At 69.8% G+C, this 26,795-nt stretch carries 28 protein-coding genes and 1 tRNA gene; 14 read left to right on the forward strand and 15 right to left on the reverse strand.

Annotated features, from left to right (window positions below):
• Nucleotides 1-104: 104 nt before the first annotated feature.
• The 3 genes from Pme01_RS25020 to Pme01_RS25030 are packed head-to-tail and all read right to left on the reverse strand — an operon-like array spanning nucleotide 105 to nucleotide 3,120.
• Complete coding sequence (locus Pme01_RS25020) at nucleotides 105-1,418, reverse strand: ABC transporter permease (RefSeq protein WP_168113952.1); 1,314 nt, start codon at nucleotides 1,416-1,418, stop codon at nucleotides 105-107.
• On the reverse strand, nucleotides 1,415-2,113 hold the full coding sequence (locus tag Pme01_RS25025; RefSeq protein ID WP_168113951.1) for an ABC transporter ATP-binding protein: 699 nt from the start codon (nucleotides 2,111-2,113) through the stop codon (nucleotides 1,415-1,417). Before Pme01_RS25025 ends, Pme01_RS25020 begins: the two co-directional genes overlap by 4 nt.
• Nucleotides 2,110-3,120 (reverse strand): efflux RND transporter periplasmic adaptor subunit, encoded by a 1,011-nt coding sequence (locus tag Pme01_RS25030; protein ID WP_168113950.1) that lies wholly within the window; start codon nucleotides 3,118-3,120, stop codon nucleotides 2,110-2,112. Before Pme01_RS25030 ends, Pme01_RS25025 begins: the two co-directional genes overlap by 4 nt.
• Before the next feature lie 306 nt (nucleotides 3,121-3,426).
• On the opposite strand from Pme01_RS25030, the gene Pme01_RS25035 reads away from it, so the two are divergent.
• From Pme01_RS25035 to Pme01_RS25055, 5 genes are all read left to right on the forward strand, one after another.
• On the forward strand, nucleotides 3,427-4,062 hold the full coding sequence (locus Pme01_RS25035; RefSeq protein ID WP_168113949.1) for an FMN-binding negative transcriptional regulator: 636 nt from the start codon (nucleotides 3,427-3,429) through the stop codon (nucleotides 4,060-4,062).
• A 229-nt stretch (nucleotides 4,063-4,291) separates the two neighbouring features.
• Complete coding sequence (locus Pme01_RS25040; protein ID WP_168114104.1) at nucleotides 4,292-4,987, forward strand: lysozyme; 696 nt, start codon at nucleotides 4,292-4,294, stop codon at nucleotides 4,985-4,987.
• A 149-nt stretch (nucleotides 4,988-5,136) separates the two neighbouring features.
• Nucleotides 5,137-6,120: an aldo/keto reductase gene (locus tag Pme01_RS25045; RefSeq protein ID WP_168113948.1), complete on the forward strand. Its 984-nt coding sequence runs from the start codon at nucleotides 5,137-5,139 to the stop codon at nucleotides 6,118-6,120.
• A gap of 55 nt (nucleotides 6,121-6,175) precedes the next feature.
• Complete coding sequence (locus Pme01_RS25050; RefSeq protein ID WP_168113947.1) at nucleotides 6,176-6,907, forward strand: histidine phosphatase family protein; 732 nt, start codon at nucleotides 6,176-6,178, stop codon at nucleotides 6,905-6,907.
• Complete coding sequence (locus Pme01_RS25055) at nucleotides 6,891-7,766, forward strand: NAD(P)H-hydrate dehydratase (protein ID WP_168113946.1); 876 nt, start codon at nucleotides 6,891-6,893, stop codon at nucleotides 7,764-7,766. The genes Pme01_RS25050 and Pme01_RS25055 overlap by 17 nt, the downstream gene beginning before the upstream one ends.
• 68 nt (nucleotides 7,767-7,834) lie before the next feature.
• Here Pme01_RS25055 and Pme01_RS25060 read toward each other — a convergent pair whose 3' ends face one another.
• A complete protein-coding gene (locus Pme01_RS25060) occupies nucleotides 7,835-8,626 on the reverse strand; it encodes an LAVTG motif-containing sortase-dependent surface protein (RefSeq protein ID WP_168113945.1) in 792 nt (263 codons plus the stop codon).
• Between the two features lie 250 nt (nucleotides 8,627-8,876).
• Entirely contained in the window at nucleotides 8,877-9,449 is a 573-nt protein-coding gene (locus tag Pme01_RS25065) for a YceI family protein (protein ID WP_168113944.1), read from the reverse strand.
• 99 nt (nucleotides 9,450-9,548) lie between these two features.
• On the opposite strand from Pme01_RS25065, the gene Pme01_RS25070 reads away from it, so the two are divergent.
• Complete coding sequence (locus Pme01_RS25070; RefSeq protein WP_203935854.1) at nucleotides 9,549-10,064, forward strand: MarR family winged helix-turn-helix transcriptional regulator; 516 nt, start codon at nucleotides 9,549-9,551, stop codon at nucleotides 10,062-10,064.
• A gap of 1 nt (nucleotide 10,065) precedes the next feature.
• Here the strand turns inward: Pme01_RS25070 and yidD are convergent, their stop codons facing one another.
• Both yidD and Pme01_RS25080 read right to left on the reverse strand, forming a co-directional pair.
• Nucleotides 10,066-10,596 carry a membrane protein insertion efficiency factor YidD gene (yidD, locus tag Pme01_RS25075; protein WP_168113943.1) on the reverse strand — a complete coding sequence of 177 codons (531 nt, stop codon included), beginning with the start codon at nucleotides 10,594-10,596 and terminating at the stop codon, nucleotides 10,066-10,068.
• A gap of 82 nt (nucleotides 10,597-10,678) precedes the next feature.
• A complete protein-coding gene (locus tag Pme01_RS25080) occupies nucleotides 10,679-12,103 on the reverse strand; it encodes a sugar porter family MFS transporter (RefSeq protein WP_203935855.1) in 1,425 nt (474 codons plus the stop codon).
• 121 nt (nucleotides 12,104-12,224) lie between these two features.
• On the opposite strand from Pme01_RS25080, the gene Pme01_RS25085 reads away from it, so the two are divergent.
• Nucleotides 12,225-12,623 (forward strand): VOC family protein, encoded by a 399-nt coding sequence (locus Pme01_RS25085; protein ID WP_168113942.1) that lies wholly within the window; start codon nucleotides 12,225-12,227, stop codon nucleotides 12,621-12,623.
• Between the two features lie 19 nt (nucleotides 12,624-12,642).
• On the opposite strand, the gene Pme01_RS25090 is transcribed toward Pme01_RS25085, so the two are convergent.
• The gene (locus tag Pme01_RS25090; RefSeq protein ID WP_239088450.1) at nucleotides 12,643-13,887 is read right to left on the reverse strand and encodes an LCP family protein; all 1,245 of its coding nucleotides are present in this window, start codon (nucleotides 13,885-13,887) and stop codon (nucleotides 12,643-12,645) included.
• A 202-nt stretch (nucleotides 13,888-14,089) separates the two neighbouring features.
• Here Pme01_RS25090 and Pme01_RS25095 point away from each other — a divergent pair, with 202 nt between their 5' ends.
• Complete coding sequence (locus Pme01_RS25095) at nucleotides 14,090-14,911, forward strand: DUF2267 domain-containing protein (RefSeq protein WP_168113941.1); 822 nt, start codon at nucleotides 14,090-14,092, stop codon at nucleotides 14,909-14,911.
• On the opposite strand, the gene Pme01_RS25100 is transcribed toward Pme01_RS25095, so the two are convergent.
• Both Pme01_RS25100 and Pme01_RS25105 read right to left on the reverse strand, forming a co-directional pair.
• The gene (locus tag Pme01_RS25100; protein ID WP_168113940.1) at nucleotides 14,908-15,363 is read right to left on the reverse strand and encodes a DUF6098 family protein; all 456 of its coding nucleotides are present in this window, start codon (nucleotides 15,361-15,363) and stop codon (nucleotides 14,908-14,910) included. The genes Pme01_RS25095 and Pme01_RS25100 overlap by 4 nt on opposite strands.
• A gap of 74 nt (nucleotides 15,364-15,437) precedes the next feature.
• Nucleotides 15,438-16,247, reverse strand: coding sequence for an aminotransferase class IV (locus Pme01_RS25105; protein ID WP_308441112.1), 810 nt, complete (start codon nucleotides 16,245-16,247; stop codon nucleotides 15,438-15,440).
• A gap of 232 nt (nucleotides 16,248-16,479) precedes the next feature.
• Between Pme01_RS25105 and Pme01_RS25110 the strand changes: the two genes are divergently transcribed.
• Nucleotides 16,480-17,004: a sigma-70 family RNA polymerase sigma factor gene (locus Pme01_RS25110; protein ID WP_168113938.1), complete on the forward strand. Its 525-nt coding sequence runs from the start codon at nucleotides 16,480-16,482 to the stop codon at nucleotides 17,002-17,004.
• Nucleotides 16,997-17,803, forward strand: coding sequence for a DUF4232 domain-containing protein (locus tag Pme01_RS25115; protein WP_168113937.1), 807 nt, complete (start codon nucleotides 16,997-16,999; stop codon nucleotides 17,801-17,803). The genes Pme01_RS25110 and Pme01_RS25115 overlap by 8 nt, the downstream gene beginning before the upstream one ends.
• A gap of 664 nt (nucleotides 17,804-18,467) precedes the next feature.
• Here the strand turns inward: Pme01_RS25115 and Pme01_RS25120 are convergent.
• Both Pme01_RS25120 and Pme01_RS25125 read right to left on the reverse strand, forming a co-directional pair.
• On the reverse strand, nucleotides 18,468-19,712 hold the full coding sequence (locus Pme01_RS25120) for an NsdA family TPR-like regulatory protein (protein WP_239088451.1): 1,245 nt from the start codon (nucleotides 19,710-19,712) through the stop codon (nucleotides 18,468-18,470).
• A 147-nt stretch (nucleotides 19,713-19,859) separates the two neighbouring features.
• Nucleotides 19,860-20,057 (reverse strand): hypothetical protein, encoded by a 198-nt coding sequence (locus Pme01_RS25125; RefSeq protein WP_168113936.1) that lies wholly within the window; start codon nucleotides 20,055-20,057, stop codon nucleotides 19,860-19,862.
• 154 nt (nucleotides 20,058-20,211) lie between these two features.
• On the opposite strand from Pme01_RS25125, the gene Pme01_RS25130 reads away from it, so the two are divergent.
• Nucleotides 20,212-20,868 carry a hypothetical protein gene (locus Pme01_RS25130; RefSeq protein WP_168113935.1) on the forward strand — a complete coding sequence of 219 codons (657 nt, stop codon included), beginning with the start codon at nucleotides 20,212-20,214 and terminating at the stop codon, nucleotides 20,866-20,868.
• A 569-nt stretch (nucleotides 20,869-21,437) separates the two neighbouring features.
• On the opposite strand, the gene Pme01_RS25135 is transcribed toward Pme01_RS25130, so the two are convergent.
• The gene (locus Pme01_RS25135; RefSeq protein WP_168113934.1) at nucleotides 21,438-22,157 is read right to left on the reverse strand and encodes a hypothetical protein; all 720 of its coding nucleotides are present in this window, start codon (nucleotides 22,155-22,157) and stop codon (nucleotides 21,438-21,440) included.
• A 119-nt stretch (nucleotides 22,158-22,276) separates the two neighbouring features.
• Between Pme01_RS25135 and Pme01_RS25140 the strand changes: the two genes are divergently transcribed.
• Nucleotides 22,277-23,590 carry an AAA family ATPase gene (locus Pme01_RS25140; RefSeq protein WP_239088452.1) on the forward strand — a complete coding sequence of 438 codons (1,314 nt, stop codon included), beginning with the start codon at nucleotides 22,277-22,279 and terminating at the stop codon, nucleotides 23,588-23,590.
• A gap of 431 nt (nucleotides 23,591-24,021) precedes the next feature.
• Here Pme01_RS25140 and Pme01_RS25145 read toward each other — a convergent pair whose 3' ends face one another.
• The gene (locus Pme01_RS25145; RefSeq protein ID WP_168113933.1) at nucleotides 24,022-24,357 is read right to left on the reverse strand and encodes a hypothetical protein; all 336 of its coding nucleotides are present in this window, start codon (nucleotides 24,355-24,357) and stop codon (nucleotides 24,022-24,024) included.
• A 320-nt stretch (nucleotides 24,358-24,677) separates the two neighbouring features.
• Between Pme01_RS25145 and Pme01_RS31225 the strand changes: the two genes are divergently transcribed.
• Both Pme01_RS31225 and Pme01_RS25155 read left to right on the forward strand, forming a co-directional pair.
• Nucleotides 24,678-25,007, forward strand: a complete 330-nt coding sequence (locus tag Pme01_RS31225) for a helix-turn-helix domain-containing protein (protein WP_239088453.1) — start codon at nucleotides 24,678-24,680, stop codon at nucleotides 25,005-25,007.
• A 317-nt stretch (nucleotides 25,008-25,324) separates the two neighbouring features.
• Nucleotides 25,325-26,632, forward strand: coding sequence for a site-specific integrase (locus Pme01_RS25155; protein WP_168113932.1), 1,308 nt, complete (start codon nucleotides 25,325-25,327; stop codon nucleotides 26,630-26,632).
• Between the two features lie 90 nt (nucleotides 26,633-26,722).
• Here Pme01_RS25155 and Pme01_RS25160 read toward each other — a convergent pair.
• Nucleotides 26,723-26,795, reverse strand: a tRNA-Arg gene (locus tag Pme01_RS25160).

Raw genomic sequence — 26,795 nt, forward strand, 5'->3', positions numbered from 1 at the left:
GGTGTTCGCGGTCTGGTTTCCCGGTATGAACTTTCCCTCGGTCATACCGGCCCGCTACCCCGGGTAACCGGAACGTACCGCCGGAGCCGGGATCGCTCGGCAACTCAGGCGCGCATCACCGTGGCGATGGGGATGCGGGCAGCCCGTACCGCCGGAACGAAACCGCCGAGTATGCCCGCCACCAGCCCGGCGATGACCCCCGCCACCCCGGCCTGCCAGGGAAACTCGACGTTGGCGAGGAACGTCTCCCGGTCGCCGAGCACCGCACTGAGCACCTTCAGTCCCGCCGCGCCGAAGCCGATCGCAGCCGCGGCCGTGAACAGGCCCGTCAGCAGCGTCTCGGCGAGCACGATCCCGGCCAGCAGCGACCTCGGGGTGCCCACCGCTCGGCGCAGCGCGAACTCCTCGATGCGTTCGCCGACGGTCGCGAGTCCGACGTTGAGGATCCCCGCGACACCGATGAGCAGGACGAGGCTCGCCATCCCGAGGAAGACCCACCGCATGATCGCCAGTTCCCTCGCCGCCCTTTCCCTGGCGTTGACCGGCTCGGCGTGGATCTCTTCGGCGCGCGCGCCGCCGGCCAGCAGCCGGGCGCGCAGCGTCTGTTCGACCGCGGTGGCCGAGGGCGACAGCAGCAGTTGCAGACCGCCGCCGTCCCCCGAGCCGAGGGCCGCCTGCGGCAGCCAGTTGAGCAGCTCCTCGGTACGCACGTACGCGGCCGGCTGGTATCCGCCGTCGTCGACCACGCCGATGATCCGCGGCGTCGGGTCGGCGGTCGCGCCGTCGATGCGCATCTCGGCGGGCACCCGGTGCCGGGCGAAGCCCTTGGCCGCCTGCTTGTTGATCACGATCTGGGGTGACAGCGACGGCGCCGACGAGAAGTCCAGCCAGCGCCCGGACTCCAGCCGGTACGGCCGGAACTGCCGCACGTCCCCGGTCAGCCCGATCAGTTGCAGCTCGATCGCCGCGCCGGGGGGCGCCTGGCTGTCGGCCGGACCGTTGATGCTGCGGCAGCCGCTGTTGTCGCAGATGACGCCGTAGCCGCCGCCATACCGGTCGGTGCCGTCGAACGGATTTCCACCGGGGTTCACCGGGCTCACCCCGGGCTCGCCGATGACCGCCCTGGTACTCGTGACGGCGACCGCGTCCGACCGGCCCCGCAGCGTGTCGAGGGCGACCGGGATCGTGTCCGCGCGGGACGGCAGGTACATCAGCAGCGTCCCGTCCTTGCCCTGATGCAGTTCGGACTCCGACAGCAGGGAACGCTCGGCGAGCGAGGCGCCGGTCTGGACCACCACGACCGCCTGTACGCCGAGGAACAGGCTGACCATGGACAGCAGGGTGCGCAGCTTGCGGGCCCTGATGCCCTGTACGCCGATGATCAGGGAGGAACGGAGTCGTCCGGACAGTCGGATCACACGCCGGCCCTCGCGGTAGCCGGGGTGAGGACGCCGTCGGTGAGCTGGAGGACCCGCCCCATCCGGCCGGCGTGGTCGCGGTCGTGGGTGACCAGGATCAGGCCACACCCCCGCTCGGTGGCCGCGTACAGGGCCCCGATCACCAGGTTGCCGGTCTCGGTGTCGAGCGCCCCGGTCGGCTCGTCGGCCAGCAGCACCCGCGGCTCGCGTACCAGTGCCCTCGCGATGGCGACCCGCTGCTGCTCACCGCCGGACAGCTTCGGCGGCTTCTGCTTGGCGAGGTGGGCGATCCCGACCTGGTCCAGCGCGGCCAGCACCTTCACCCGGCGCTTGCGGCGGGGTAGCCAGCCCTGGCCGTTGACCAGGGCCATCGCCACGTTCTGCGCCGCGGTGAGTTGCTTGAGCAGGAAGAACCGCTGGAAGACGAAGCCGAACTCGGCGCTGCGGAGGGCGGCCGCCCGGCGTTCCGGCAGCCGGGTGATGTCGCGGCCGTTCAGCAGGTACCGGCCGCCGTCCGGCCGGTCGAACAGGCCGATCAGGCTGAGCAGCGTGCTCTTGCCGGAGCCCGAGCGGCCGAGGACGGCCACGCTCTCGCCGGCGCGGACGGTCAGGTCCACGCCGCACAGGATGTCGCGCGGCCGGCCCTGACCCTTGAGCGTCTTGGTAACGGCGTCGAGCTGGATCAGCGGCGTCATTTGGGCTCCGAAGGGGTCGGTCCGGTGTTGCCCTCCTTGGCCGGTGGGATGTTCGGGCCGGGTACCGCGAGCGTCTCGTCGCCGGTCAGCCCCGACTTGATCTCCACGACCTTGCCGTCGCTCAGCCCGAGCACCACGTCCCTGGTCTCGCGGGAACGGTCCGGCCTGACCACGTCGACCTTGCCCTTGCCCTGCGTACCGGCGACGGCCTCGACCGGCACCACGAGCGCGTTCGTGGCCGTCTCCGTCACCACCTCCACGGTGGCGGCGGCGCCGTTGATCAACTTCACGTCGGCGGGTGGGGTGCACACCAGGCGCATGCCGGTCGGCTCGGACGGCGTGGCCCCTTCACGTCCCGGTACCGCCTCGTTGATCGCCGGCGCCTTGCCCGGTGCCCCGTTGGGTGGCCCGCTGGGGGTGGCCGCCGGCTTCGGCGGATCCGGAATGATCCCGGCCGGCAGCGCCGCTATCGTGCCGCGCACCGTGCAGGCGAAGGGGCCCGGACCGTTCTTGATCTGCACCTGCACCGAGGGGAGCGCGTCCGAGAGCTTGTACGCCTGCGCCGCGTCGATATCGGCGACGATGCCGTAACCGGCGAGCGTCGCCGAGACGACGGGCATCCCGGCGGTGACGGTGGACCGGTCGGGCACCAGCCGGCCCGCGAAGGTGGCACCCGCCGGCACCTCCACCGCGTTGGCCTTGCCGTTGGCCCAGATGGTGGCCACCCTGGTCGGCCTGGTGGGTGTGGACTGCGCGGGGCTGACGTCGAAGTACCGCACCTCGCCGCCGACCGGGGCGACCAGCCCGAAGACCGGGTTCATGGTGACCTTGCCCGACAGGCTCACCCGGTTCGACAGATCCTGGCGGCTCGGCTTGGCGGTGGTCATCGTCGCGCCTCGGGCTTCGAGATCCGGGGTACCGGCCTTCGGCCCGGACGAGTCGCACGCGGTGGCCGTCGCGACGATCACCGCGAGCACGCTCAGGTGGAGCAGGAGTTGCCTTCGCACCGGTTCCCCCATCAACTGCCTAACCGTTTCGGGGACATCTGTGACCATGAGCCGCGGCAACATGGTCCCCTGTGAAGACGTAGCGCAGGCCGGGAAGGGTTGCGTCGGGACAAGACCAGCCGCCCCCGCCGGCGAGCCCTGAAGGCCGGAACGCCCTGTCATGCTCGCCGGGAGCATAACGGCAGCGGCCCCGGCCCGCTGCCCGCCCGATCGCCGGTAATCGATGGCCAGGGCCCGGGCACGGCCGCCGCGCCCGGCCTCCGCATACTGCTGTCACCAGCACCGATACCGGAACGAGGTGGCCAGATGTACGTTCCCACTCACTTCGCGGCCGACGACGCGGCGGTACGGGGCCTGCTAGCCAATCACGGCGCGGCGGACCTGGTCACCGCGACGCCGAGTGGACTGATCGCGACACTGCTGCCCTTCGTGTACGACGCCGAGGTCGGCGAGCACGGGGCGCTGCTGGGCCACGTCGCCCGAAACAACGACCAGTGGCGGCAGCCGGTCCTCGGCGAGGCCATGGTCATCGTCCGCGGCCCGGACGCGTACGTGTCACCCTCCTGGTACGCGTCCAAGTCGGAGCACGGCCGGACGGTACCCACCTGGAACTACGTGACCGCCCACGTGTACGGCCGGTTGGTCGTCCACGACGACCCCGACTGGCTGGACTCGCTGGTCCGCCGGCTCACCGACCGGCATGAGGCGGCGACCGCGCGGCCGTGGTCGGTCGACGACGCGCCGCCCGCGTTCATCGCCGGGCAGTTGCGGGCGATCGTCGGCGTCGAACTGGTCATCAGCCGGATCGAGGCCAAGCTCAAGCTGAGCCAGAACCGGCCCCGAGCCGACATCGAGGGGGTCATCGACGGGCTGGAGGCCCGGGGCGACGCCGCCAGCGCCGCCGCGGTGCGGGCCGCCAACGACGTTCACGAGCGGAGGTAGCCGGCGAACGGGTGATCCCTACCAGATCCCCTACCAGGTACCCGCCATGTGAATTTTTGACATTGATTCACTCAAAATCGTTAATCCCTTACCCTTGCGCGGCGCACGGCAGACGACCAAGCTCATCGGCATCCATCTATCACCCCCGGAGGGACCGATGACACGACCGACGCCGGGCTCACCCGCCTCCCCGCGCCGGTGGGGACGTCGCCTGCTGGCCGGCCTGTCCATGGCTGCCACCGCTGCCGCGCTCGCCATCCTCAACCCGACCGCCGCCGCTGCCGCCCCCGCCGGCCTGCCCGGCATGGACGTCTCCGGCCACCAGGGCAACGTGAACTGGCAGGCCGCCTGGAACAACGGGGCGCGGTTCGCCTACGTGAAGGCCACCGAGGGCACCGGCTACACCAGCCCGTCCTTCGCCCAGCAGTACAACGGCTCCTACAACGTCGGCATGATCCGCGGCGCGTACCACTTCGCACTGCCCGACCGCTCCACCGGCGCCACCCAGGCCAACTACTTCGTCGACCACGGCGGCGGCTGGTCCAAGGACGGCAAGACCCTCCCGGGCGCGCTCGACATCGAGTACAACCCGTACGGCGCCACCTGCTACGGCCTCTCCCAGGCCAGCATGCGCAGTTGGATCGCGTCGTTCGTCAACCAGTACTACGCCCGCACCGGCCGGTGGGCCACCATCTACACCACCACCGACTGGTGGACCACCTGCACCGGCAATACGTCGCAGTTCGCCGCCAACAATCCCCTGTGGATCGCCCGGTACTCGAGCACCGTCGGCACGCTGCCGGCGGGCTGGGGCGCCTACTCCTTCTGGCAGTACGCGTCGTCGGGCACCTTCCCCGGTGACCAGAACGTGTGGAACGGAACCCTGGACCGGCTGAAGGTCCTGGCCTGCAACGGCCCCTGCTGATCGATCAACCACCGGAGAGTGCCCTCCCGCCCGGACGGGAGGGCACTCTCTTTCATCCGTCAGGCGACGAACCGGTAATGCGCGGCGACCGGCGGCACAACAGCCACCGCCGATCCGGTGGCTCCCGCAGACTGGCTACGCTCGACGCCATGGAGCAGCGGATTCTTGGCCGTACCGGCAAGCCGGTCGGCGTGGTGGGCCTGGGTACCTGGCAGCTCGGCGCGGACTGGGGCGAGGTCCACGAGGGCGACGCCCTGGACGTACTGCTGGAGGCGGCCGACGCCGGGGTGAACTTCTTCGACACCGCCGACGTGTACGGCGACGGACGCAGTGAGCGGATCATCGGCCAGTTCCTGCGCTCGCCGGCCGGTTCGAACGCCACGGTCGCCACCAAGATGGGCCGCCGGATGGCGCAAGACCCCGCGAATTACACCCTCGACAACTTCCGTGCGTGGACCGACCGCTCGCGCGAGAACCTGGGCGTCGACACGCTGGACCTGGTGCAGTTGCACTGCCCGCCGACTCCCGTGTTCTCGTCCGACGCTGTCTTCGACGCGCTGGACACGCTGGTGCAGGAGAAGCGGATCGCCGCGTACGGCGTGAGCGTGGAGACCTGCCAGGAGGCGTTGACCGCGATCGCCCGGCCGGGCCTGGCGACGGTACAGATCATCTTCAACGCGCTGCGCCTCAAGCCGCTCGAGGAGGTCTTCCCCGCAGCAGCGGAGGCCGGGGTCGGCATCATCGTCCGGGTACCGCTGGCCAGCGGCCTGCTGTCGGGAAAGTACGACGAGCACACCCGGTTCGCCGAAAACGACCACCGCAACTTCAACCGCCATGGCGAGGCGTTCGACGTCGGCGAGACCTTCTCGGGCGTCGACTTCGGTACCGGTCTCGAGGCCGTACGCCGGCTCGCCCCGCTGGTACCGACGGGCGCGACGACCGCCCAGTTCGCGCTCCGCTGGATCATCGACCACCCGGCGGTCTCCGTGGTCATCCCCGGCGCACGGGACTCCCGGCAGGCGCGGGCCAACGCGGACGCCGCCGCGCTGCCGCCGCTGTCGCGGGAGGTCCACGACGAGGTTGAGGCGATCTACCGGGACCTGGTCGCCGAGCAGGTACACCACCGCTGGTGACCTCCAAGATCGTGGCCGGTTTACCGGCTGCCTTCACGCGGGTACCGGTCGACACATGGCGGAACTGGAGTGGCTCGGCATCGTCCGGCACGGCGAGAGCACCGGCAACGTCGCCGCGGCGCGGGCCGAGACCGGCGGGGTCGAGCTGATCGACATCCCGGAACGGGACGCCGACGTACCGCTGTCGCCGACCGGACGCGAGCAGGCCGATGCGGTCGGCCGCTGGCTCGCCGACCTGCCCGAGGGGCAGCGTCCGAGCGTGGTGGTCGTCTCCCCGTACCTGCGGACCGTGCAGACCGCCGAGCTCGCCGTCGGTGAGCTGGGCCTCCCGATGGCGCGCGACGAACGGCTGCGCGACCGGGAACTGGGCATCCTGGACCTGCTGACCAGCCACGGCGTGCGTACCCGGCTGCCGGCCGAGGCGCTCCGCAGGCAGCGGCTCGGCAAGTTCTACTACCGGCCGCCCGGCGGGGAGTCCTGGGCCGACGTGACGCTGCGCCTGCGAAGTCTGCTCGGTGACCTGCGACGCGACCACGAGGGTGGCCGCGTTCTGCTGGTGGGCCACGAGGCGGTGGTCTTCCTGCTCCGCTATCTCGTGGAGGAGTTGACCGAGGCGGAACTGCTGGAGATCGCCCACGACAACACGATCGGCAACTGTTCGCTGACCACCTGGCGGCGCGGGCCGGACGGCCACCTGTCACTGGTGGACTTCAACCAGGTCGATCACCTGCGACGCGAGGGTGCCCAGCCGACACGGGAGGACGAGGTGCATGCCGAACCGGTCTGACCCGACGGTGATCACTCCACGGCTGCTGCGGGAGTGGCCGCTGCCCGTACCCGGCCGCTCCGCCGACAAGGGCGCGCGCGGGACGGTCCTGGTCGTCGGCGGTTCCCGCTTCACGCCCGGCGCGGTACTGCTCGCCGGCGTGGCGGCGCTGCGCGCCGGTGCTGGGGTACTGCAGCTCGCGGTGGCCGAGTCGACCGCGGCGGCGCTGAGCATCCAGGTACCGGAGGCGTTGGTCATCGGGCTGCCGGAGACGCAAGCGGGCTCGGTCGCCGGCCGGCCGCCGGAGCGCCTGGCCGAGCTCGCCGGGAACGCGCGGGCGATCGCGATCGGGCCCGGCCTGGACAACATCGAGGAGACCGGCACTCTGCTGCGCGCCCTGCTCGACGCCGCCGGTCCGGACACCGCGCTGGTCCTGGACGCGTACGCGCTGGGCGCCCTCAGCCACGACCCGGACCTGCTGGCAGAGCGCGAGTACCCGGCAGTCCTGACGCCCAACCTCACCGAGGCGAAGTTCCTGCTCGGCCGGGAGCCCGACGACGACCTCGGCCGTACCGCCGCCAGCCTGGCCGACCGGTACGGGGCGGTGGTCTCGCTCTTCGGCCACATCGCCGCGCCCGACGGACGGACCTGGCGCGAGGAGAGCGGCGACGCCGGGCTGGGCACCTCGGGCAGCGGGGACGTACGCGCCGGAATCGTGGCCGGACTGCTGTCGCGCGGCGCCGACCCGGCACAGGCCGCCTGTTGGGGCGCGTACGCGCACGCGGCGAGCGGACAGCGACTGGCCGCGCGGTTCGGCCGGATCGGTTTCCTCGCCCGCGAGATCGTGGACGGGGTACCGCAGACGCTCGCGGAGATCTGACGGGGCCGGAAAAGACGGAACCGGCCGGGGCACCCTGAGGTGGCCCGGCCGGTTCCGTCATTGAACCGTCAGGCGACGAACTTCGTGTCGCGGCGGCGGCGCAGGACCAGCAGCGCCACACCGGCACCGACGAGCAGCACGCCAATCCCGATCACGACCGGGACGTTGGCGCCGGTCAACGGCAGCTCACCGCTACCGCTACCGCCACCGGCACCGGGGGCGGTGGACGGCGACGGGTTGGCCGGCGCGTCGCAGACGCGGGCCAGCGTGAACTCCGTCGGCGCGCCCTTGACCACGGGGCTGTACACCAGGGCGCCACCGACGAGCTGCCAGCCGGCCGGCGTCTGCAGCCAACCCAGACCCTTGTCGGTCACGCCACCGGCCACACCGGCCGGAGCGGGAACGTCCTTGACGTCACTCGGCTCTGCGCCCGCGGTGGCCTTCGCGAGCGACTTGGCCTGCTCCTTGCTCAGCCGGCCGGCCCTGAGGCTCTGCAGTTCCGCCGCGTCGACCTCCAGGCCGACGACACCGTCCTTGTCGACGGCGACGACGACCGGCTTCAGGTCGGCGCTGACCAGACCGAGGATGTACCCGTACTCGGTCACGCCCTCCACCGGCTGGTTGAGCACCCAGCCGTCCGTGCCGGCCTTGGCGCCACCCGGGATGCCCTCGCAGCCCTTGGTGTCGAAGTCCTTGGCGAGCAGGGGGCCGTCGTTGGGGAGCTTCAGCTCCGCGACGCCGATTTCCGGCTGGGGTTCCTCGGTCGAGCCCGTAGCCGCGGCCGGACCGGCGGCCACGAACGCGCCGACCATCACCGCGCTGGCAGCGACAGCAAGGCGCGCGAGCCCTCGATACGTCATTCGATGTCCTTACGGGAGGGGGTGGGAATGCCATCGGAACTTGCCAAAGCAAGTCCGCCAGCCGCAACCCCATCCACCGGCATCATTAAGGAGAAATCACCCAAGTCCAAAAAGTCCCACCGACCAGCCGGCGGAAAGATCAACCGAACAGCCCAGCCGAAACCACTGTCCGTACAACCCATGATCACGAAGCGGGTGGACCCCCAGAGGGAGTCCACCCGCTCGAAAGTGTGCTCGGGTGCCGCCTGGCTCAGGCGGACTGCACCTTGATCGCCGAGATCTCGAACTCGAGGTTGATCTTCTCCGAGACGAGGACGCCACCCGTCTCCAGCGGGGCGTTGAAGTTCACACCCCAGTCCTTGCGGTTGATGGTGGTAGAGCCCTCGAAGCCGACGCGGAGGTTGCCGAACGGGTCCCGGGCCGCACCGTTGTACTCGAAGTCAACCGTGACCGGCTTCGTCACACCCTTGATCGTCAGGTCACCGGTGAGCCGGTAGTTCACGTCGTCGACCTGCTCCACACCGGTACCCACGAAGGTGATCTGCGGAAAGCTCGGCGCGTCGAAGAAGTCGTTGGTGCGCAGGTGCTCGTCGCGCTGGGCGTTGCGGGTGTCGATGCTGGCAACGTTGATCGTCACGCGAGCGCTGGACTTCGACGGGTCCGCGAAGTCGAGCCGGGCAGAGCCCTCGAACTCGTTGAACGCGCCACGAACCTTCGTGACCATCGCGTGACGGGCAACGAAGCCGAGCCGGCTGTGGGCGACGTCGAGCTGGTACTCGCCGGTGAGCTCGTCGATGGCGATGGGGGCGTCGATCGTGGACATGGTGGGCCGCTCCTCAGGAGACTCGGTTGACCTTGTTGACACATCAACCTAGCCACAAAAAGATGACACGTCAACCTGACGCGGACTATCGTGGATCATGTGGCAGAACCCCGATGGCTCGACGAGCGGGAAGCCCGCGCCTGGCGCGGCTTCTACACGATGCACCGACGGCTCGACGGCGCCATCAACCGGCAGCTCACCCGCGACGCCGGCCTGTCCGCGGCCGACTACGAGATCCTGGTACCGCTGTCGGAGGCCCCCGGCCAGCGGCTACGCGCCCGCGATCTCGGCCGGCTGGTCAACTGGGAGAAGAGCCGACTGTCCCACCACGTCGGCCGGATGGAGCGGCGTGGTCTGGTAACACGCCAGGGGTGCCCCACCGACGCCCGCGGCGCCTTCATCCAGCTCACCGACTCCGGACGGCGCGCGATGGAGACGGCCGCGCCCGGTCACGTCGAGACCGTACGGGGCTGCTTCATCGACCTTCTCTCGGGGGATGAACTGGAGACCCTGGCCTCGATCGCCGACCGGGTCATCCAGCGCATCGACGAAGGAGCGCCGCAGGACGCCACGGACACCGACTGCGGCGGAAAGTCCACCCAGCGGCTCCGGTAGGTCAGGCGACGGAGCCGACCACCGGTACCGGATCGGCCCCGCGCGCACCGCCCGGCCGGCAGCGCAGCAGACGCCGCGCCGCGAGCGACAGGCCACGCCGGACGCCATGCGCCTGCAACGCCCGCACCGCGTACTCCGAGCAGCTGGGCGTGAACCGGCAGCAGGGACGGCGATGGGCGCTGATCTCCCGCTGGTAGACCCGGACGGCCCCTACGAACGCGGCCACCGCACGGGACGGCCGGCGCCCGGCCTCGGCCGACGCTGTCGCCGTACCCCGCCGGCCGGTATCCGTACCCCGCCCGGGCGCCGCCAGCAGGGTGGACGTCATCGCACCGACGAACTGGGGAAGCAGGACCAGACCGGCGACCAGGCAGTTGCCGTCGAGGGACTCCGCGATGCAGCAGCCGGTCTCCAGCAGGCATGCGTCCCGCAGGCAGGAGTTGCCCGACCGGTACCGGGGTGGGCGCCTCCCCCAGCCGCCGTAGGCATAGGGATCACCGAACCTGCGGTCGTACCCGCGAGACCAACGCATCCGCATACGGGACTGTTACCCCCCGTCCGGACGGGGCACACGCCTACGCCACGGCGGACGCCCGTCACGCCCGTCACGCCCGTCACGCCGGTCGCGGCCGGGCGGGCCGGACGACGTCGGGGCGCTGACCCCGCAGCGATCCCTCGATGTCCTCCAGGCTGCGCCCCTTCGTCTCGGGCAGATGCCGGTAGAGGTAGCCGAGGCCGAGCGCGCCGAAGACCGCGTACATCCAGAACAGCCCGGTGGCGGTCAGCAGGTTGATCGTGGTGAGAACCGTCAACGAGATCAGGAAGTCCAGCCCCCAGTGGGTCACCGTGCCGAAGCCCGCGGCCTTGCCGCGGACCGTGGTCGGGAAGATCTCACTGTTGATCAGCCAGATACCCAGGCCCAGGCTGGCCGCGAAGGCGGCGATGTAGACACACAGGGCGGCGACGGTGAGCCAGCTGACCAGGCTGCTGCGGCCGGGCAGGAGGTAGAGGCCGCCGAGGACGAGCAGATCCACGACGATCAGGGCGGTGCCGCCCAGTAGCAGCGGCCGCCGGCCGACCCGGTCGACCAGCGCCAGCGCGACGACGGTCACCATCATGTTGACCAGGCCGATTCCGACCGTCGACAGGATCGCGGCCGAGGCCCCGAACCCGGTACGGGTGAGCAGCGTCGGCGTGTAGTAGATGATCGCGTTGACGCCCACCAGTTGGTTGGTCGCGGCCACCGCGACGCCGAGCAGGATCGCCGGCCGCATCTGGGGTGTGAGCAGGTCACGGAAGGTCAGCCCGCGCTCCGCGTCGTGCAGGCTCCTGATCTCGGAGATCTCGTCGTCGGCCTCCCGGGCCGACCGCGACCGGAGCATGATCTCCCGCGCCTCGCCCGGGCGGCCGTGGGCCAGCAGCCAGCGGGGGCTCTCGGCCAGCGCCAGCAGCCCGGCGAGCATGACCACGGCCGGCACCGCCGCCAGGCCCAGCATCCATCGCCAACCCCCGCTACCGGCGAAGGCGTACCCGACGAGGTACGAGACGAAGATCCCCACCGTGATCATCAGTTGCTGCAGCGAGACCAGCCGACCTCGGATCGACCTCGGCGCCATCTCCGCGATGTAGGTCGGTACGACCAGCGACGCCGTCCCGATGGCGCCGCCGAGGAAGACCCGGGCCGCGATCAGGACGGCGGCGTTCGGCGTGAAGGCCGACGCCAGCGCCCCGGCGGCGAACACCGCCGCGGCGACCATCAACACCCGGCGCCTACCCACCCGGTCCACGAGCGGGCCCGCCACGAGGACACCCACGATCGCCCCCAGCAGGAGCGCGGCGACCACCACCTGTTGCAGCGTGTCGGAGAGGTGGAAGGCCGGTGCCAGGTACAGCAGGGCGGCGGAGATCACCCCCGTGTCGTACCCGAACAGGAACCCGCCGATCGTGGCGACCAGCGCGGGTCCGAGGATCGGCCACGTCGAGCCGGTACGCGCCGGGCCGCCGGTGGCGCGCCGTCCCGGAGTTACAGGGTCAGCCACCGCTCACCTCCGAGGAGGGGCCTTCTGAGCCGGAGCGCCAGAATGATGTCGGCTTCTTCAGAATGTCACCGAGCGCCCCGCTCAGCCATTCGGGCCGGACTCAATGGGGCAGGATCCGGATATGGAGGTACTCACCAGCCGCATCCTGCTCCGACCGTCGGACCTGCGCCGTACCCAGTACTTCTACCGGGAGACCCTCGGCCTGGCGGTCTACCGCGAGTTCGGACCGCCCGACCACCCCGGCGTGGTGTTCTTCCTCGGCCAGGGACTACTCGAGGTGTCCGGGCGATCCGACGGCGACGTCGGCTCGGTGATCCAGCTCGGGTTCCAGGTACGTGACGTGCACGCCGAGTACGAGCGCCTGCGCGCGGCCGGGGTGACGGTGACCCGCCCACCGCGGCTCGAGCCGTGGGGCCTCGTCGAGTCGTGGATCTCCGATCCCGACGGCGTACCGATCGTGCTCATCGAGGTACCCCCGGACCATCCGCTGCGTCGCGACCAGCGGGATGCCCCGGCCTGAGCCCCGGGGCACCCGGGCATCACTCGTAGTCCGTCCCCGCGGCCCAGGCGTCCGGATCGACCGATCCGTCCGGGTCGACCGAGGCGTCCGGATCGGCCTCGGCGTCCGGGGCGTCCTCGCCGCTCCGGTCGGACGCCGCGTCCCGGATCAGCCACTCGCCGACCCGGTCCTTGGCGACCGCCTCGAACAGGGCCCTGGCCCTCGCCTTGTCGGGCATCATGACGCTCTCCTCACCGACCATCGCCGGCCCGAGGTTCGGGCTGACGAGAAAGGTCAGGTCGGTGCCGCGCAGGTTGCGCAGCCGCAGGGCGGCACCCGTCAGCGAGAAGTCGTGGTCGACCGTGAGCGTCTTGGTCACCGACCTCAGGAACGCGTTGAGCCGGCGCGGGTTGGCCAGCGTGTCGGTGGTGGTCGCCTTGTCCAGCAACGCCCTCAGGTACATCTGCTGGTGACGCATCCGGGTGAAGTCACCGTCGGCGAACTGCTGGCGTTGGCGCACGTAGTCCAGCGCCGCTGCCCCGTCGAGGTGGATGAGGCCCTTCTTGAAGTGCCGGAACTTCGGCTCGTTGATCGAGGTGAACTCCTGGTCGTTCTCCAGGTCGACGCCGCCGAGGACATCGGTCACCTTCTTGAACCCCTCGAAGTCGACCATCACCACGTGGTCGATGCGTACCCCCGAATAGTCCTCGACCGCCTGTACCGCGAGCGGCACGCCGCCCCAGGCGAACGCCGCGTTGATCTTCGCGCTGGTGTCACCGAACTCGGGGTGGGCCGGGCTCCTCGGCACGTACACGTACAGGTCACGCGGCACGGAGATCAGGTACGCCTTCTTGTTCCCGGCATCGATGTGCATCAGGACGATCGTGTCGGTGTGGGAGTCGCCCGGCTCGGGGGTGTGGTTCGGGTCGTCCGAGTCGCGGGAGTCGTTGCCCAGCAGCAGAATGTTCTGCGCTCCGTCGGCGCCCCTGGCCGGCCGACCGTCACGGGCCCCGCCGAACATGTCCGCCCGCCGGAGCCCGGATTCCAGATTCTTGTAGTAGAAGAAGCCACCGCCGGCGGTGGTGGCCGCGATCAGCAGGAGCACCACACCGGCCAGCAGGGTGACCCACGGCCAGCGGGGCTGGCCCGGCGGGCGGCGGCGACCCCGATAGGGCCTACCGCCGCCGATAGGTCGGCCGGGGGGCGCCGGTCCGTACCCGTCGTCGCGCGATGGAACCCGCCACCGCCCGATGCTCTCACCACTGTCGGAAGACGAAACGGCCATGACGTCAAGCCAACACCCGCCGCGGGGGCCTGTCATCGTGCAAAGAACGTACTGGACGCGGAGGAGTTGCCACCCAACTGTCCATCATGGACAGCCAACCGACCCGTCGCCGATATGTCGGCCAGCGGTGGCCTGCGGCCGGCCCTCGCGGGACGCCTACCTTGGAACCTAAGGACAACGCTGGCGGACAGGAGGACCAGCAATGGACTATTCCGGCTTCATCACCACGGTCGAGCAACTGGGTGGCATCCCGCATGACCGGGCGCAGGCGCTGGCCTGCTTCACGCTCAACACGCTGGCGCAGCGCATCTCCAAGGGCGAGGCGGCCGACCTCGCGAGCAAGCTGCCATCCGAACTGGGCCCGTGCCTGCACCGTGAAGGCCCGACCGCCACCTTCGGCCTCGACGAGTTCCTCAACCGGATCGCGGCCCGGCTGGGCGGCGCCGACCGGCCGACCGCCGAGCGGGTGGCGCGCGCCGTCCTCGCCGCGACGTGGACGGCGGTGGGGCCCAAGGAGTACAAGGACCTGAGCTCGGAACTGCCCAAGGACTTCCAGCCGCTGCTCGAGGTGGCCATGCTGCAGGCGCCACCCCGACCGGGGCCGGAGGGGGATCCACGGTTCGGCCGGCCGATGTCGCTCGACGAGTTCCTCGACCGCGTGGCGGTGCGGGCCGGGCTCGACCGGGAGGGTGCGCGCAAGGCCACCGAGGCCGTACTCGAGGCGCTCGCCATGCGGGTCACGGCGGGCCAGGTCAACGACCTGCGGCCGTTCCTGCCCCGGGAACTGCACGCCGCCCTCGACCGGGGCATCTCCCGCAGCCGGGGAGTGGCACTGCCGCTGTCCCTGGAAGAGTTCATCAACCAGGTCACCCAGCGCGAGGGCATCTCCAAGACGAAGGAGGCCACCCGGCACGCTCAAGCCGTGATCTCCGTACTGCGCGAGGCGGTCGGGGAGAAGGAGTTCCAGGACACCACGGCACAGCTCCCGGAGGAGTACCGGAGAACCCTGGTCGCCCAGCGCTAGTCGGCTCGGTTCAGGGGTCCCCACTCGTCCGAGCCCTGCTCCCGTACCGCCTGCTCGCACTCCCTGAGCGCCGCGTCGGAGACCCAGGCGATCGGCCGGTGACAGATCACCAACGGTTCGTTGTCCGGCCCACGACCGCACTGCTCACCGACGAACACCCAGGGGCGTACGCCGACGCCCCGCAGCTGGCGAAGGTGGCTGTAGTCGTACAGCCGGCGGGCGACCCACAACCGGATGGAGCGGTCACCCCACCACGGCTCCATCCGCAACGGGTTGGCCGACAGCCCGGGCAGCCTGATCCCGGTCAGGGAGTCCCGGCTGGACTGCTCGGGCCTGTCGTCGGCGGCCAGGTCGACGTCCGGCCCCTTCGACCAGCGCACGTACAGGTCCTCGTCCCCACCCGCGCGTTCCAGGAGGACGGCCAGCTCGTCCAGGTCGTGGAGAGTGTCCATCACCGCCCTGTCAGGTGCACGCTTCACCCACTCTGATTGCCCCTTTTGTGCCGAGGATATTCGCAGCTCACGCGTCAGATCTCCTCCAGGGCGATGCCGGCATACGCCCGCCGCAGGGTTTCGAGTACCGCCGGCTCCCCGGCGAAGACGACCTCGTCGACCCGGGCGACCGGCCGGACCCCCACGGCGGCGTTCGTGACGAACGCGGCCCGCATCCCGGGGACATCGTCCGCGGTGAGCACAGCCTCGGTCGGCTCGATCTCGGCCGGCCCGGCACCGACACCGAGCGCCGCATTCAGCAGCCGCATCGTGACGCCCGGCAGGCACGGCGATCGCGGCCACACCAGCCGCCCGTCGAAGAAGCAAACGTTCCAGGTCGCGCCCTCGGTGATGTGCCCGTCGGGATGGACGAACAGAACGTCGTCGAAGCCCCGCAGTTGAGCCGCCCGGCGCTGGTACACCGACCCGAACAGCCCGACGTGCTTGACCTCCGGGAGGTCCCGGCGATACCCGGCGGTGGCCAGCCGAAGCGGCGGAAGATCAGGGGCTGGAGCCGGGCGGCTGGTTACCAGTACCCGTGGCCGAACCGGCGCCGCCGGACGGCCGAGATCGAGGCCCGGCGCGAAGACCGTCACCCGTACGACCGACGGCGACGGTACGCGCCGGCACACCCGCCGCACGAGAGCGCGTACCCGGTCGGCGTCCAGGTCGACGGCGAACAGCGCCCGGCAGTCGTGGACCAGTCGCTCCAGGTGCCACGCCAATCCTCGTACCCTCAGGTCCTCGACCCGCATCGAGGTGAAGTGCCCGTAGTTGTGCAACGCCAGCGCCGCGATGTCCACTGAGGACACGGTTTTACCGTCGAGCTCCATCACGCGCACCATCCCACCACCACGCGCGGCGTTCTACCGTGGACAGCGGGTGGAGCGACGGCGAGTGGGCCCGGTTCGGCCGTGACGGTGCAACCCCGGGGCCTGCGAATTGCCGGTTTTATATCCGGCCGTCCCCCGCCGTCGAAGGTTCCCAAAAGTTTTGGAATCTGGTGGGGAACCTGCTGACGCTCCCAGGCGTATGCATGGTGGCGGCAGGAGGCCGCCCGTGTTCGAGGGAGAATCGATGCGGGAGACCGCAGACTTCGATGCGTTCTACGCATCGACCTCCAGGCGCGTACTCGGCCAGGTGTTCATGATGACGGGCAGCCGGGCCGAGGCCGAGGACGCGGTCGCGGAGGCATACGCCCGAGCCTGGCAGCAATGGGACAAGGTCAGCGGCCATGCAGCACCGGAGGCGTGGGTGCGCACCACCGCGTACCGGATCAGCGTCAGCACCTGGCGCAAGGCGACCAACCGGCTACTGGCCCACCGCCGCCACGGACAGGCCGACAACGTCCCCGGACTAACCCCCGACCACGTCGCCCTGGTCGACGCGCTGCACCGCATCCCCGCCGACCAGCGCCGCGTGATCGTCCTGCACTACTACGTCGGCATGTCCATCGACGAGATCAGCCAGGAGGCCGGCAGTCCGGTCAACACGGTCAAGACCCGCCTGGCCCGCGCGCGCAAGGCCCTGGCCAGCAGAGTCTCCGAGTTCGCCGACGAATCAACCAGCACCTCGGGGATGGAGGCGCGCAGCAATGCCTGACCAGTTCACCACCATGCTCACCGACATCGCCAAAGCAGCCGAGGAGGCCGGCCCCATGCGGGCATCGTCTTTGATCCGTCGACGCGGCGACCAACGTCGTGCCCGCCAACGTGCTGCCGTCGGCGTGGTGGCCGCGGTCGCCGTGGGCGCCATCGCGGCGACCGGCTTCACCCTCGGCCTGCACCGCACCGCCACCAACCTGCCCGCCATCCCCCCCAACCCAACGGCCACAGCCCCTCCCACGGCCACAGCTGCTCCTAGCGAGACACCCACCCCTGCGCCCTCGTCTACCGGAAGTAGCCAAGCCAACGCCGGGTCCGTCACGAGCCCGGTTCCGGGCCGCTGCCACGCCTCCAACCTGCGCGGTAGCTTCCATCCATTCGAATGGCCCGGTCAGGCCGGGGCCCAAGCCGAGGCTGACCTCGGCCTGACCAACATCAGCGACCAGACCTGCGTCATCTTCGGCTTCCCGGGTGTCCAACTGGTCGGACCCGATGGCAAATCACGGGCCACCAACGTGGTGCGCACCACGAACCGGCCGTCCCGGTCGGTGACCCTTACTCCAGGCGCCACAGCCTGGACACTGGTCGTCTGGACCTTCACGCCATCAGCTGATGAGGCGAACACCAATCCGCTGTGCGGCGGGCACGTGAACGAGATCAAGGTAATCCCGCCGGACGAGACCAGCCAGCTGACCGTGAAAGCCGACGTCGGTACGGTGTGCTCCCATGGCGACCTCACGGTCTGGCCCTTTCAGGTGAACCGGCCGAGCGACGGACCTCCGCCGTCCGGCTCCTGACCAACAGAATTGTCGCCGCGCCGACGACGCCAGACGTGAACGAGCATCGGCCCCGTGACTCGATGGACTTCCCCGTCGAGGCACGGGGCCGCTTCGTGTGCGCGCCCGCCGCGGGCGGCCGGCGCGCCGCAGGTGAAGGCGGGCCGAGGTTCCGCGGATCACGGTCCACGACGCCCGGCGTACCTGCGGTTCGCTCCATGGAGATCTACGCCAAGGTCAGTTCCGCGGCGACCCGGGATGCGCTCAAGCGGCTGGGCGAGAGCCTGGACGGATCATGAGCGCTGCTGCACTGCGCTGCTGCACCGACGCGAAAGGGGCCACCCCGGTTTCCCGAGATGGCCCCTGACCTGCTGTGCGCCCGAAGGGATTCGAACCCCTAACCTTCTGATCCGTAGGGTGCGACTGCGCTTGCCAACCAGTGCCGATCGTTGGCCAACCACGGGTGTTGACGCAGGTCACGCCTTGTCCGCGTTGTCACCGAATGCCGCCTAGATCCATCCGTTGCCAACGCGTGTGTGAGCAATCTGTGAGCAGCGCCCACGGGACTCGGTCGCTGCTCAACCCGCGCCGCTCAAAGCAGATCGGTCCGAGTGCCGACTACGGCCAACCCGCTGAGAGCCACGCAGAGCCAAGATCTGGGCATGGCGAGGGTAACGGGTAGTCCTCACGCCGCTTTCAGTGCACGAAGCTGCTCGATGTACTCGCTCACGGCCGGCTCGCCGGGGAACCGCTCCGCGAGAACGTCCGCCAGTTCCCGAGTGTGCATGGCGAGCGAAGGAATCGAGCGGCGAACGCCCGCAAGCGCCGTGCGACCCTCGATCATGGCCCCCTCAAGGTCGCCCTGACGGGCCGCCGCGATCCCGAGCGTGACGTGAGCTTCCGCAACGCGCATCGGCTTCCGGACCGTCCCATCGGGGTCAGTCGATGACCGGATGACTTCCTCCGCGTACGCGGCAGCGAGACGGTCTTCTCCCACGTGGCGGTAGCAGTCCATCGTGTAGAAGTCCCACTTCGACGGGTCGATGACGAAGTGGTTATCAAGGTTATCGGGGTACGGCAACGACTCCAGCACTCCCCTACCCCGGTCGAGCGCAATCTCGACTTGTCGCCGATCACGCAGTCGTGCCCATGCTTTCGCCTGGTGCGCCGCAAGCTGCACCGCGACACTGTGTCGATCACCGACCTTGTCGAGACCGGCTTGGGCCGCCGCGATTGCCGCCCGGTACTGCCCCTGCGTCAGCGCGTACCAGCTCCGCATCTCGTGCGCCCAACCAACGACCTCAGTGTTTCCCGCCTCCGTACCGAGGCTAAGTGCAGCGCGCCGGGTAGCCTCCGCCGGTTGACGCTGGCCCATGTCGTACTCCACGCAGCCAACCAACAGTGCGACCTGGCCAGCGATCGACAACACCTCTCGGTGCTGCTCCAGGGTGAGCCGCCGCGCGAGAAGGGCGATGATCCGGCGTAGCCAGTCGCGCCCTTCCTCGATCAGTTGCTCCGATGGCACATACGAGTACTCACAGCTCAGGCGTTCAGCGGTTACCTGCAAGGCCTCGATAGTGCTCGGTGACACGTCGGAAGCCCGGAGCTGGGCAAGCAACTCCATCGTGTCCATACCAGAGCCGGCGAGAAGCACCGCGTCGGCATCGGCGCGGTTGTCAGGCGGGAAGAGTACAGAGGTCACAGTTCCGAACGTCTTTGCCAGCAACGGCCCGAAGTAGTTACCGGGTTCCGCTTCGCCTGCCTCCCAACGCTTCCAGTTGCGTAGAAGGCTGGCGTTGCTTGGCAGGTCCTTGCTCGGCGCATGCGACCGCAGCACCTCGACAGCATTTGCCTGAGACCATCCGCGTGCCAGCCGCTCAGCCCTGAGGCGACGCGCCCACGGCGGACGGTCGTCGTCCGTCTCCGCCATGCGATCAGTATCCCTTGAATCGGCCGCTGGTGACACGGCTAGGGACATGCGTCTATCACCCACGTGACACCTGTCAATGTCTGCCCTGGTGCGGTTTTCTCGTTGCATGGCAACCGATACGAACGCGGCTCACGGAGTCGCTGCCGTTCAGCGCAGGCCGCGAATCACCGTCTTGACAGTGGCCTGCGAGACCCCCGCCGCCTCAGCGATCTCAGGCACCGTGTGCTCAGTCGATCGACGCACCTTCCGGATCAGGTCGTCGCGCCGCTGCCGCAGGTCGTCAAGCGCCTGGCTGGCTGCACGTACCTGGTCGGCCATCTTCTGAAGGTCTTCAAGAGTCGCCATGGCTGCACAGTCTAGCGGCTACACGGCTACCGAAGATACGTCTAGACAGCTAGCGGCTAGCCGCCTAGCCTCTAGCTCATAGCAAGCGGCCCCGGCGGGCTCCTACCCCCGCCGAGGCCAGTGCATCAAGCTCCCTCGCTGAAAGGACACAATGATGCAGGTCAAGGCTACCGCCGTCACGGCTACCGCCACAGTGTCCCTGTTCAAGCCGCTTCGGCTGAACTTCGCTCAGGTGTGCATGTACTGCGGGGTCCGGTGGTGCGAGTCGCCCCGGTGCGTGGAGATGCACAACGACGCTATCTGGATCGTGTGCGCGGACTGCGACGGGTTCGGCACGCTGGTCGGATGCCGCAACTGCATGCACGGCGTGGTGGAGTCCGACCGCGCCGGCCTGGCCGAGCAGAACGGCCGGACACTGCCCGACCGGATGCCCGACGACGACGGTTACCAGGTCAGCACCACGGCCCCGGCGCAGTCGGTAAACCTCGCGCAGCTGCGCGACGCGATCCACGGGCTGACCTACGGAGAGGTCGCGCTCGCCATCTGCGCCTCGGACATGCCGACCGAGCGCCCGCGTGGCGTCACCGAGGACCCGAGCGTCTACATCGTGCAGGGCCTCGCCCGGCTCGGCATGGACGCACTCAAGCGCCAGCACGCCGAGAACATGCGTCTGGTCGACGTGAAATACCACGGCGCGGACAAGCAGACCCGCCGCACTGCCAGCGCCGCCCATTTCGACCTGTGGGGCGGTCGGCGCCGGTTCAACCGCGCGCACGACCTGGCCGACCAGTACTGGCACGCCCTGGCCTAACCACCGGCCACCGCACCGGTACGCGATACGCGCACCGGGCTGGTACCGGCCGCCCTGCTACCGGGCCGCCGGCCGACGTTCCCCCTCGTTCCTTGACAACTCCATGGGGCCGCGCCTCCCCGACAAGGCTGCCGCGCACGGCATCAGGTCCGTGCCTTGCTCCACCGCTCGTTGCCCCGTACCGGTACAGGTCCCGTCCGGCGTACCGGTACACCCTCACTCACGCTTCGACCGAAGGGGTACCGACGTTGTTCTGCGATCCCGTCATGTGGGCCGCTGACGCGGCCAGGCGGTACGCCCTGACGGGCGTGCCCATTCCGGCGGCGCTGCGCGCCGCTGGCCCACCCATCACCGCTCCTGCACCCGCGCCGCTCGCGCCGTCTGCCGGGCGGCATGAGATGCCCCCCGCGCCGCCGACGACCAGACCGACTACCCGCCACCCGGCGGGGGGCATCTCCTCACCGCCCACGACATCGGCTGAAACACCGCTGGCGGCGCCGGCCGGGTTGCGTCACCCCGCCCGCGGGCGTTGCGCCGCCGCCGGACCCCGCCCCCAAGGCGCGGGTGTTTCAGCCGCTCGTGTTCGCTTCCTCTCCGAGATTCTCCAGCCAGTCGGCACACGTCGATCCAAGATCGGTCAGCCTGAGATACGGCCCGTCTATGTTCTCGTGGTCACTCTTGACGATGCCCCGCTCAATGAGATGCCGATAGAGGATCGGCGCAGCGATCGCGAGTCCCGCATCGCAACCGATGATGGCCTTGAGGGTCGAGGAGCGACCCGGACCGTCAGCCGGAGCTGCCTTCATGGCTGCGAGGAATCGCGCGTGGGCCGCCTCAAGGTCGCGAAGGATGTTGACGTAGAGCGCGGTTTCCTCGATGAGGTCACCGTCCTTGGCGCCCTGCACGAACACCCGCGCCAGTACCTTGATCTTCCACGCGGTCTTCGCGTCGGTGACGGCGTCCACCGTCTCACCGAGGAAGGTCCGTTTGGCGCCGTCGGTGACGTGCTCGGCCACGAAGTCCTCGATGGGCTGACCCGTCTCGTCCTCGACGGCGTCGGCGAACTGCTGGACCCGGTGGGCGCGGTCGCGCAGTGTCTGCGTGACAAGCTGAACGCCCTGCTCGGTGAGCGCGCCGGCAAGGGCACCGGTGGGGACGGACAGCACGGCCAGTTCGGGATTTCGGGTGACCACGGCTGCGGTCGCCAGCAGCCCCGTCACCGCCGGATTGACCGTGTCACCGACGGTACCGGCGACCACATCAACGACACGTCGCGCGATCTCACCCACGGATCGCATTGTCGTCGGCCGGCGCAAACGCGAGTCGTCATCATGTCCGACACGCTGTCGCCAACTCCGCCGGGTCCGGCGTCCGGACCATGGCGGACCCACACGCCCGGCGGTGCCGTATGACCGCACCCGCGAACGTCCCCGCACAGCCGGTCACCGGACCGGCGTCACCGCAGGCCACCATGCCCGCAGACCCACCGACCGGACCGGACACGAACCCGGACAACGACGGCCGGCGGATCCTACTCACCCCGGCCTCGGCGATCCGAATGCGCCCGGTCCACTGGACCTGGACCGACCGCATCCCGGCCGGCTCCATCACGGTCATCCCCGGCCGCGAGGGCATCGGCAAGTCCCTCACGCTGGCGTGGCTGTCGGCGCAGATCACCCGGGGCACCCTGCCCGGACTGCACTACGGCACCCCCCGCCCGGTCATCTACGCCGCCACCGAGGACTCGTGGGCGCACACCATCGGCCCGCGCCTGTACGCGGCCGGCGCCGACCTGGACATGGTCTATCGCGTCGACGTGGCCTACGACGCAGGCTTCGACGCGCTGACCCTGCCGCGCGACTGCGCCGCCCTGGCCGTCGAGATCGACCGGCTTGGCGTGGCGCTGCTGGCCGCCGATCCGCTGCTGTCGCTGATCGCGGCCGGCATCGATACCCACCGCGACCGCGACCTGCGCACCGCGCTGGAACCGCTGGCCCGGATGGCGGACCAGACCGGTTGCGCCGTGGTCGGACTGGCGCACTTCAACAAGTCCACCAGCGCCGACGCGCTCAACCTCATCACCGGCTCACGCGCGTTCAGCGCGGTCGCACGTGCGGTCATCGCCATCGCCCGCGACGACGAAGCCGGCGACGGCTCCTGCGTCATGAGCCAGGCCAAGAACAACCTCGGCCGCCTCGACCTGCCGTCCCTGCGCTACGTCGTGGAGTCGGCCGAGATCTCCACCGACGAAGGCCCGGCCTACGTCGGCCGGCTGGTCTTCACCGGCGAGTCCGACCGGTCGGTGTCGGACATCCTCGGCGAGACGGCCGGCGACGGCGACGACCGCGCCGAGCGTGATGAGGCCGCCGCCTGGCTGGTCAACTACCTCGCCGAGCGGGGCGGCGAGGCCCCCCGCGACGACATCGCCAAGGCAGCCAAGGCCGCCGGCATCGCCGAACGCACCCTCAAGCGTGCCCGCGTCCGCGCGCACGTGGTCAGCGAGCGATCCGGCTTCCCGGCCCGCGCGGTCTGGCGGATCAACACCGGCCACGCTGCGTCACCGACGCCCGCAGTTGGGCCACAGTCGGGCCAGTTGGGCCACGTTCCCAGTCCTGGCCCAACTGGCCCCACTGCGGCTCAACTGGCCCAACCGGCTCACGCACCGTCACCGACGCCGCTCACCCTCATCCGCTCCGACGCCACCGGAGGCAGCGCAGCATGAGCACCCCGATCACCCACCCGACCGCGCTCGCCGACCAGATCGCCGCCGCATCCGCCCACGCCCTGCGCGTGCTCACCGAGGTCGCCAAAGCCACCCACGCCGACCTCACCACCACCACCCCGGCCGGCGGGTGGCTCGCTGAGCAGGCCGCCGCGCTCGTCGGCGCCCTGGCCGACGGCACCGCCCGCGCCTGCCTTCACCTCGGCCCCGCACCGACCGTCGCGCACGCCGCCGTCTGGGCACCCGGCCTGCTGGTCTGCGCCGGCTGCCTGCCCGCGCTCAAGCCCACGCCATTGGAAGACGCCACCTGCGACCGCTGCCGCCGGTACGCGCGCCGGCTGCACGCCGGAGCCGCCGCCTACGGCCCGGTCATCCTCGCCTACGGCCTGTGCCGCAGCTGCGCGACCGCGGACCTCACGCCCATCGTCCAGTCACGGCCGACGAAACCAGACCAGGTCCTTGTAGATCTGCCACATCATGCGCGGGTCCCGCACCCCCTTGAACGGGCCGATGCCCGTAAACGGCACACCCGACCGACGCAGCAACACCAAACCGGTAATGATCAACACCAAACCCAACAGCCACAGCGACGGGAACCACTGCTTAGGGTCGATCTTTCCGGCGTATGCCAGCGAAAAGAACAGCGCGACCAAGATGACGTTGAACCGCGCCGACCAGATCGCGGCCCGGTAGGTCCGGGTACTGCGGATCTTGCCTAAATCCTCGTCGGTGATCACGCCCGCACCGTAGACCACCGCCGCCAGCATCGACAGAGGGTAAATGGATCGACCTGCGTCATGGCCATTCGGTAATGGGCGACTGCGATAGCACCCCCTACCGGATCGCCGCTAGGTCTAGCACCCTCCCCTGCTAGCGCTAGCACCCGTGCTAGCGGCTCAAACCGATCACCACCAGGACGCTAGCGGCTAGCAGCACAAACGCCCGCCACCCCGAAAACCGGCCCCACACGCGGTTTCCGACACGCCGCCCCGCCGCTAGCGAGCACCCTCCCAACCGCACCAACGGCCGCACCGCCCCGCGATCACCACCGATCACGGTCCGTACACGACTCTTGGAGGACTCTCCGGTGTCCAGCAACGTCATCCCCCTCGCCCACCGCGTCCCAAGCCAGCAACCCGACCGGCCCGCCGAGCCGACCAACTCACCCGCGCCCGTTGTGTCCATCGGAGCCTGCGCGGTCTACACCGTCACCGAGGTCGCACACATGCTGTCCCTGTCGCGAGGCAGCGCCTACGCCCTCGTGCGCTCCGGAGACATCCCCGCACTCAAGCTCGGCGGCCGGTGGGTCATCCCCAAGCGCCGCTTCCACACCTGGCTCGACAACCTCCCCGAGGCCAGCACCGACGACATCGAGCGCGAGCTACGCCGCGAGGAACGCCGCAACCGCTCCTCCTGACCGTCCCGCCACGGCTCCAACGAGGTGGCCCCCGCGCCCGGCGGGGGCCACCCGATTCCCGCCGTGACGAAACGGCGCCGGCCCGCGTGACGGATCCGCCCCAGCCGCCTCCATCGCCGGTCGCGCCACAGGTAGCGCCCCGCTACCAGGTAGCGCCAGCGCTACCCCAGCCGCTACCTACCTGACCAGCCCAAACGGCCCTAGGTAGCAGGTAGCGACACCCCCGCCCGGCCCCCGAAACCCCCGAAAAACCGGCCCCGGCGACCCACGCCAGCCGCTACCCGCTACCCGAACGATCACGCCGAAAGGTCACGTCAATGAGAGGATCGGTCTTCAAGCGTTGCCAGTGTCGCGACGCCAACGGCAAGCGGATCAAGAACTGTCGCAAGCCGCACGGCTCATGGTCGTACGTCGTGGACGCCGGTACCGATCCCGAGACCGGCAAGCGTCGACAGATCACGCGTTCCGGCTTCAAGACCAAGCCCGAGGCCGAAGACGCGCTCACCGCCGAGTTGGCGAAGCTCAACGCGGGCACATGGACGGATGACAAGGGCATGACCCTCGGCAGGTGGCTCGACCAATGGCTCGCCGAGCTGGCCGCCGCCAATCGCGCCGTCAACACGATCACGAACTACCGCACGCACGTCCGGGACGCCTGGAAACCGCAGCTCGGGCATATGCTCCTGCGCGACGTACGACGCGGCCACATCGAACGCGTGCTTGCGGCACTGGCAGCCCCGTTGGACGGCGACCGGCCTACGGGCAACGTCGGCCGTCGCGTCACCCGCCGGTCGCCGGCCACGATCGAGAGCTACCGCAAGACCATCCGCGCCGCGCTCGCGGCGGCGCAACGCCGCGAACTGATCGCGGTAAACCCCGCCCTCGGCCGACTGGACGCGATCCCCCGGCCAACCGCGGAGACCGACGATGAGCCGGTGATGTGGGAGATGGAGGACACGGCGCGGTTCCTGGAGCACGTGATGTCCGACCGACTGTCAGCGCTGTACGAGCTGGCCGCGTACGGCGGACTCCGCCGGGCTGAGCTGTGCGGCCTACGGTGGTCCGACATCGACCCCGACTGCGGTGGCCTGACGGTCCGGCTGACCAACGTGGCGGTCACGCGCAAGCAGGTCACGCCCGAGCAGGCACGGTGCTCGATCTGCGGTGCGGTGCACGTCGGCCGGCTGCTCAAGCCACCGAAATCACGGGCGGGCCGCCGGTGGGTGCCGCTGGCCGCGCCAGCGCAGGAAGCGCTCGCGCGGCACCGCGCCGCCCAGCAGATCGAGCGCGACCTGTTCGGCTTGGACTACGACGATCACGACCTGGTGTTCTGCCGCCCGGACGGCCTGCCGTTGCGGCCGGACCGCGTAACAGCGGAGTTCGAGCAGCACGTTCGTGACTGCGGCCTGCCGGTCATCCGGCTGCACGACACCCGGCACGGCGCGTGCTCGCTGATGCTGGCCGGTGGCGTGCCGATCGAGGTAGTGCAGATGATCCTCGGCCACGCGAGCCCGGACGTGACGCGGCGGGTGTACAAGCACATCCTGCGGAAGGTCACGTCGAAGCAGGTCGAGAAAGCGTCGAAGCTTCTGACGCGCCATCGGCCCAAGCGGAAGGCTTCGTGAGCAATCTGTGAGCAACGGCCGATCAGATGATCGGCCGTTGCAGATAGCGAAACGGCCTCCCACCGCAGGTGGGAGGCCGTTTCCGTACCGTGCGCCCGAAGGGATTCGAACCCCTAACCTTCTGATCCGTAGTCAGATGCTCTATCCGTTGAGCTACGGGCGC

Source organism: Planosporangium mesophilum (assembly GCF_016863255.1).
Lineage (GTDB): Bacteria > Actinomycetota > Actinomycetes > Mycobacteriales > Micromonosporaceae > Planosporangium > Planosporangium mesophilum.

Bases quoted from the DNA above. Each gene is read 5' to 3' on its own strand.
- yidD (WP_168113943.1), bottom strand. From the start codon at position 10,596: ATGCGTTGGTCTCGCGGGTACGACCGCAGGTTCGGTGATCCCTATGCC.
- Pme01_RS25145 (WP_168113933.1), bottom strand. From the start codon at position 24,357: ATGCTGGCGGCGGTGGTCTACGGTGCGGGCGTGATCACCGACGAGGAT.
- Pme01_RS25055 (WP_168113946.1), top strand. From the start codon at position 6,891: ATGCCGAACCGGTCTGACCCGACGGTGATCACTCCACGGCTGCTGCGG.
- Pme01_RS25060 (WP_168113945.1), bottom strand. From the start codon at position 8,626: ATGACGTATCGAGGGCTCGCGCGCCTTGCTGTCGCTGCCAGCGCGGTG.
- Pme01_RS25040 (WP_168114104.1), top strand. From the start codon at position 4,292: ATGGCTGCCACCGCTGCCGCGCTCGCCATCCTCAACCCGACCGCCGCC.
- Pme01_RS25120 (WP_239088451.1), bottom strand. From the start codon at position 19,712: ATGGCGGAGACGGACGACGACCGTCCGCCGTGGGCGCGTCGCCTCAGG.
- Pme01_RS25130 (WP_168113935.1), top strand. From the start codon at position 20,212: ATGCAGGTCAAGGCTACCGCCGTCACGGCTACCGCCACAGTGTCCCTG.
- Pme01_RS25085 (WP_168113942.1), top strand. From the start codon at position 12,225: ATGGAGGTACTCACCAGCCGCATCCTGCTCCGACCGTCGGACCTGCGC.
- Pme01_RS25110 (WP_168113938.1), top strand. From the start codon at position 16,480: ATGCGGGAGACCGCAGACTTCGATGCGTTCTACGCATCGACCTCCAGG.
- Pme01_RS25115 (WP_168113937.1), top strand. From the start codon at position 16,997: ATGCCTGACCAGTTCACCACCATGCTCACCGACATCGCCAAAGCAGCC.
- Pme01_RS25140 (WP_239088452.1), top strand. From the start codon at position 22,277: ATGACCGCACCCGCGAACGTCCCCGCACAGCCGGTCACCGGACCGGCG.
- Pme01_RS25065 (WP_168113944.1), bottom strand. From the start codon at position 9,449: ATGTCCACGATCGACGCCCCCATCGCCATCGACGAGCTCACCGGCGAG.
- Pme01_RS25050 (WP_168113947.1), top strand. From the start codon at position 6,176: ATGGCGGAACTGGAGTGGCTCGGCATCGTCCGGCACGGCGAGAGCACC.
- Pme01_RS25155 (WP_168113932.1), top strand. From the start codon at position 25,325: ATGAGAGGATCGGTCTTCAAGCGTTGCCAGTGTCGCGACGCCAACGGC.
- Pme01_RS25095 (WP_168113941.1), top strand. From the start codon at position 14,090: ATGGACTATTCCGGCTTCATCACCACGGTCGAGCAACTGGGTGGCATC.
- Pme01_RS25025 (WP_168113951.1), bottom strand. From the start codon at position 2,113: ATGACGCCGCTGATCCAGCTCGACGCCGTTACCAAGACGCTCAAGGGT.
- Pme01_RS25045 (WP_168113948.1), top strand. From the start codon at position 5,137: ATGGAGCAGCGGATTCTTGGCCGTACCGGCAAGCCGGTCGGCGTGGTG.
- Pme01_RS25125 (WP_168113936.1), bottom strand. From the start codon at position 20,057: ATGGCGACTCTTGAAGACCTTCAGAAGATGGCCGACCAGGTACGTGCA.
- Pme01_RS25035 (WP_168113949.1), top strand. From the start codon at position 3,427: ATGTACGTTCCCACTCACTTCGCGGCCGACGACGCGGCGGTACGGGGC.
- Pme01_RS25105 (WP_308441112.1), bottom strand. From the start codon at position 16,247: ATGGTGCGCGTGATGGAGCTCGACGGTAAAACCGTGTCCTCAGTGGAC.
- Pme01_RS25100 (WP_168113940.1), bottom strand. From the start codon at position 15,363: ATGGACACTCTCCACGACCTGGACGAGCTGGCCGTCCTCCTGGAACGC.
- Pme01_RS25090 (WP_239088450.1), bottom strand. From the start codon at position 13,887: ATGGCCGTTTCGTCTTCCGACAGTGGTGAGAGCATCGGGCGGTGGCGG.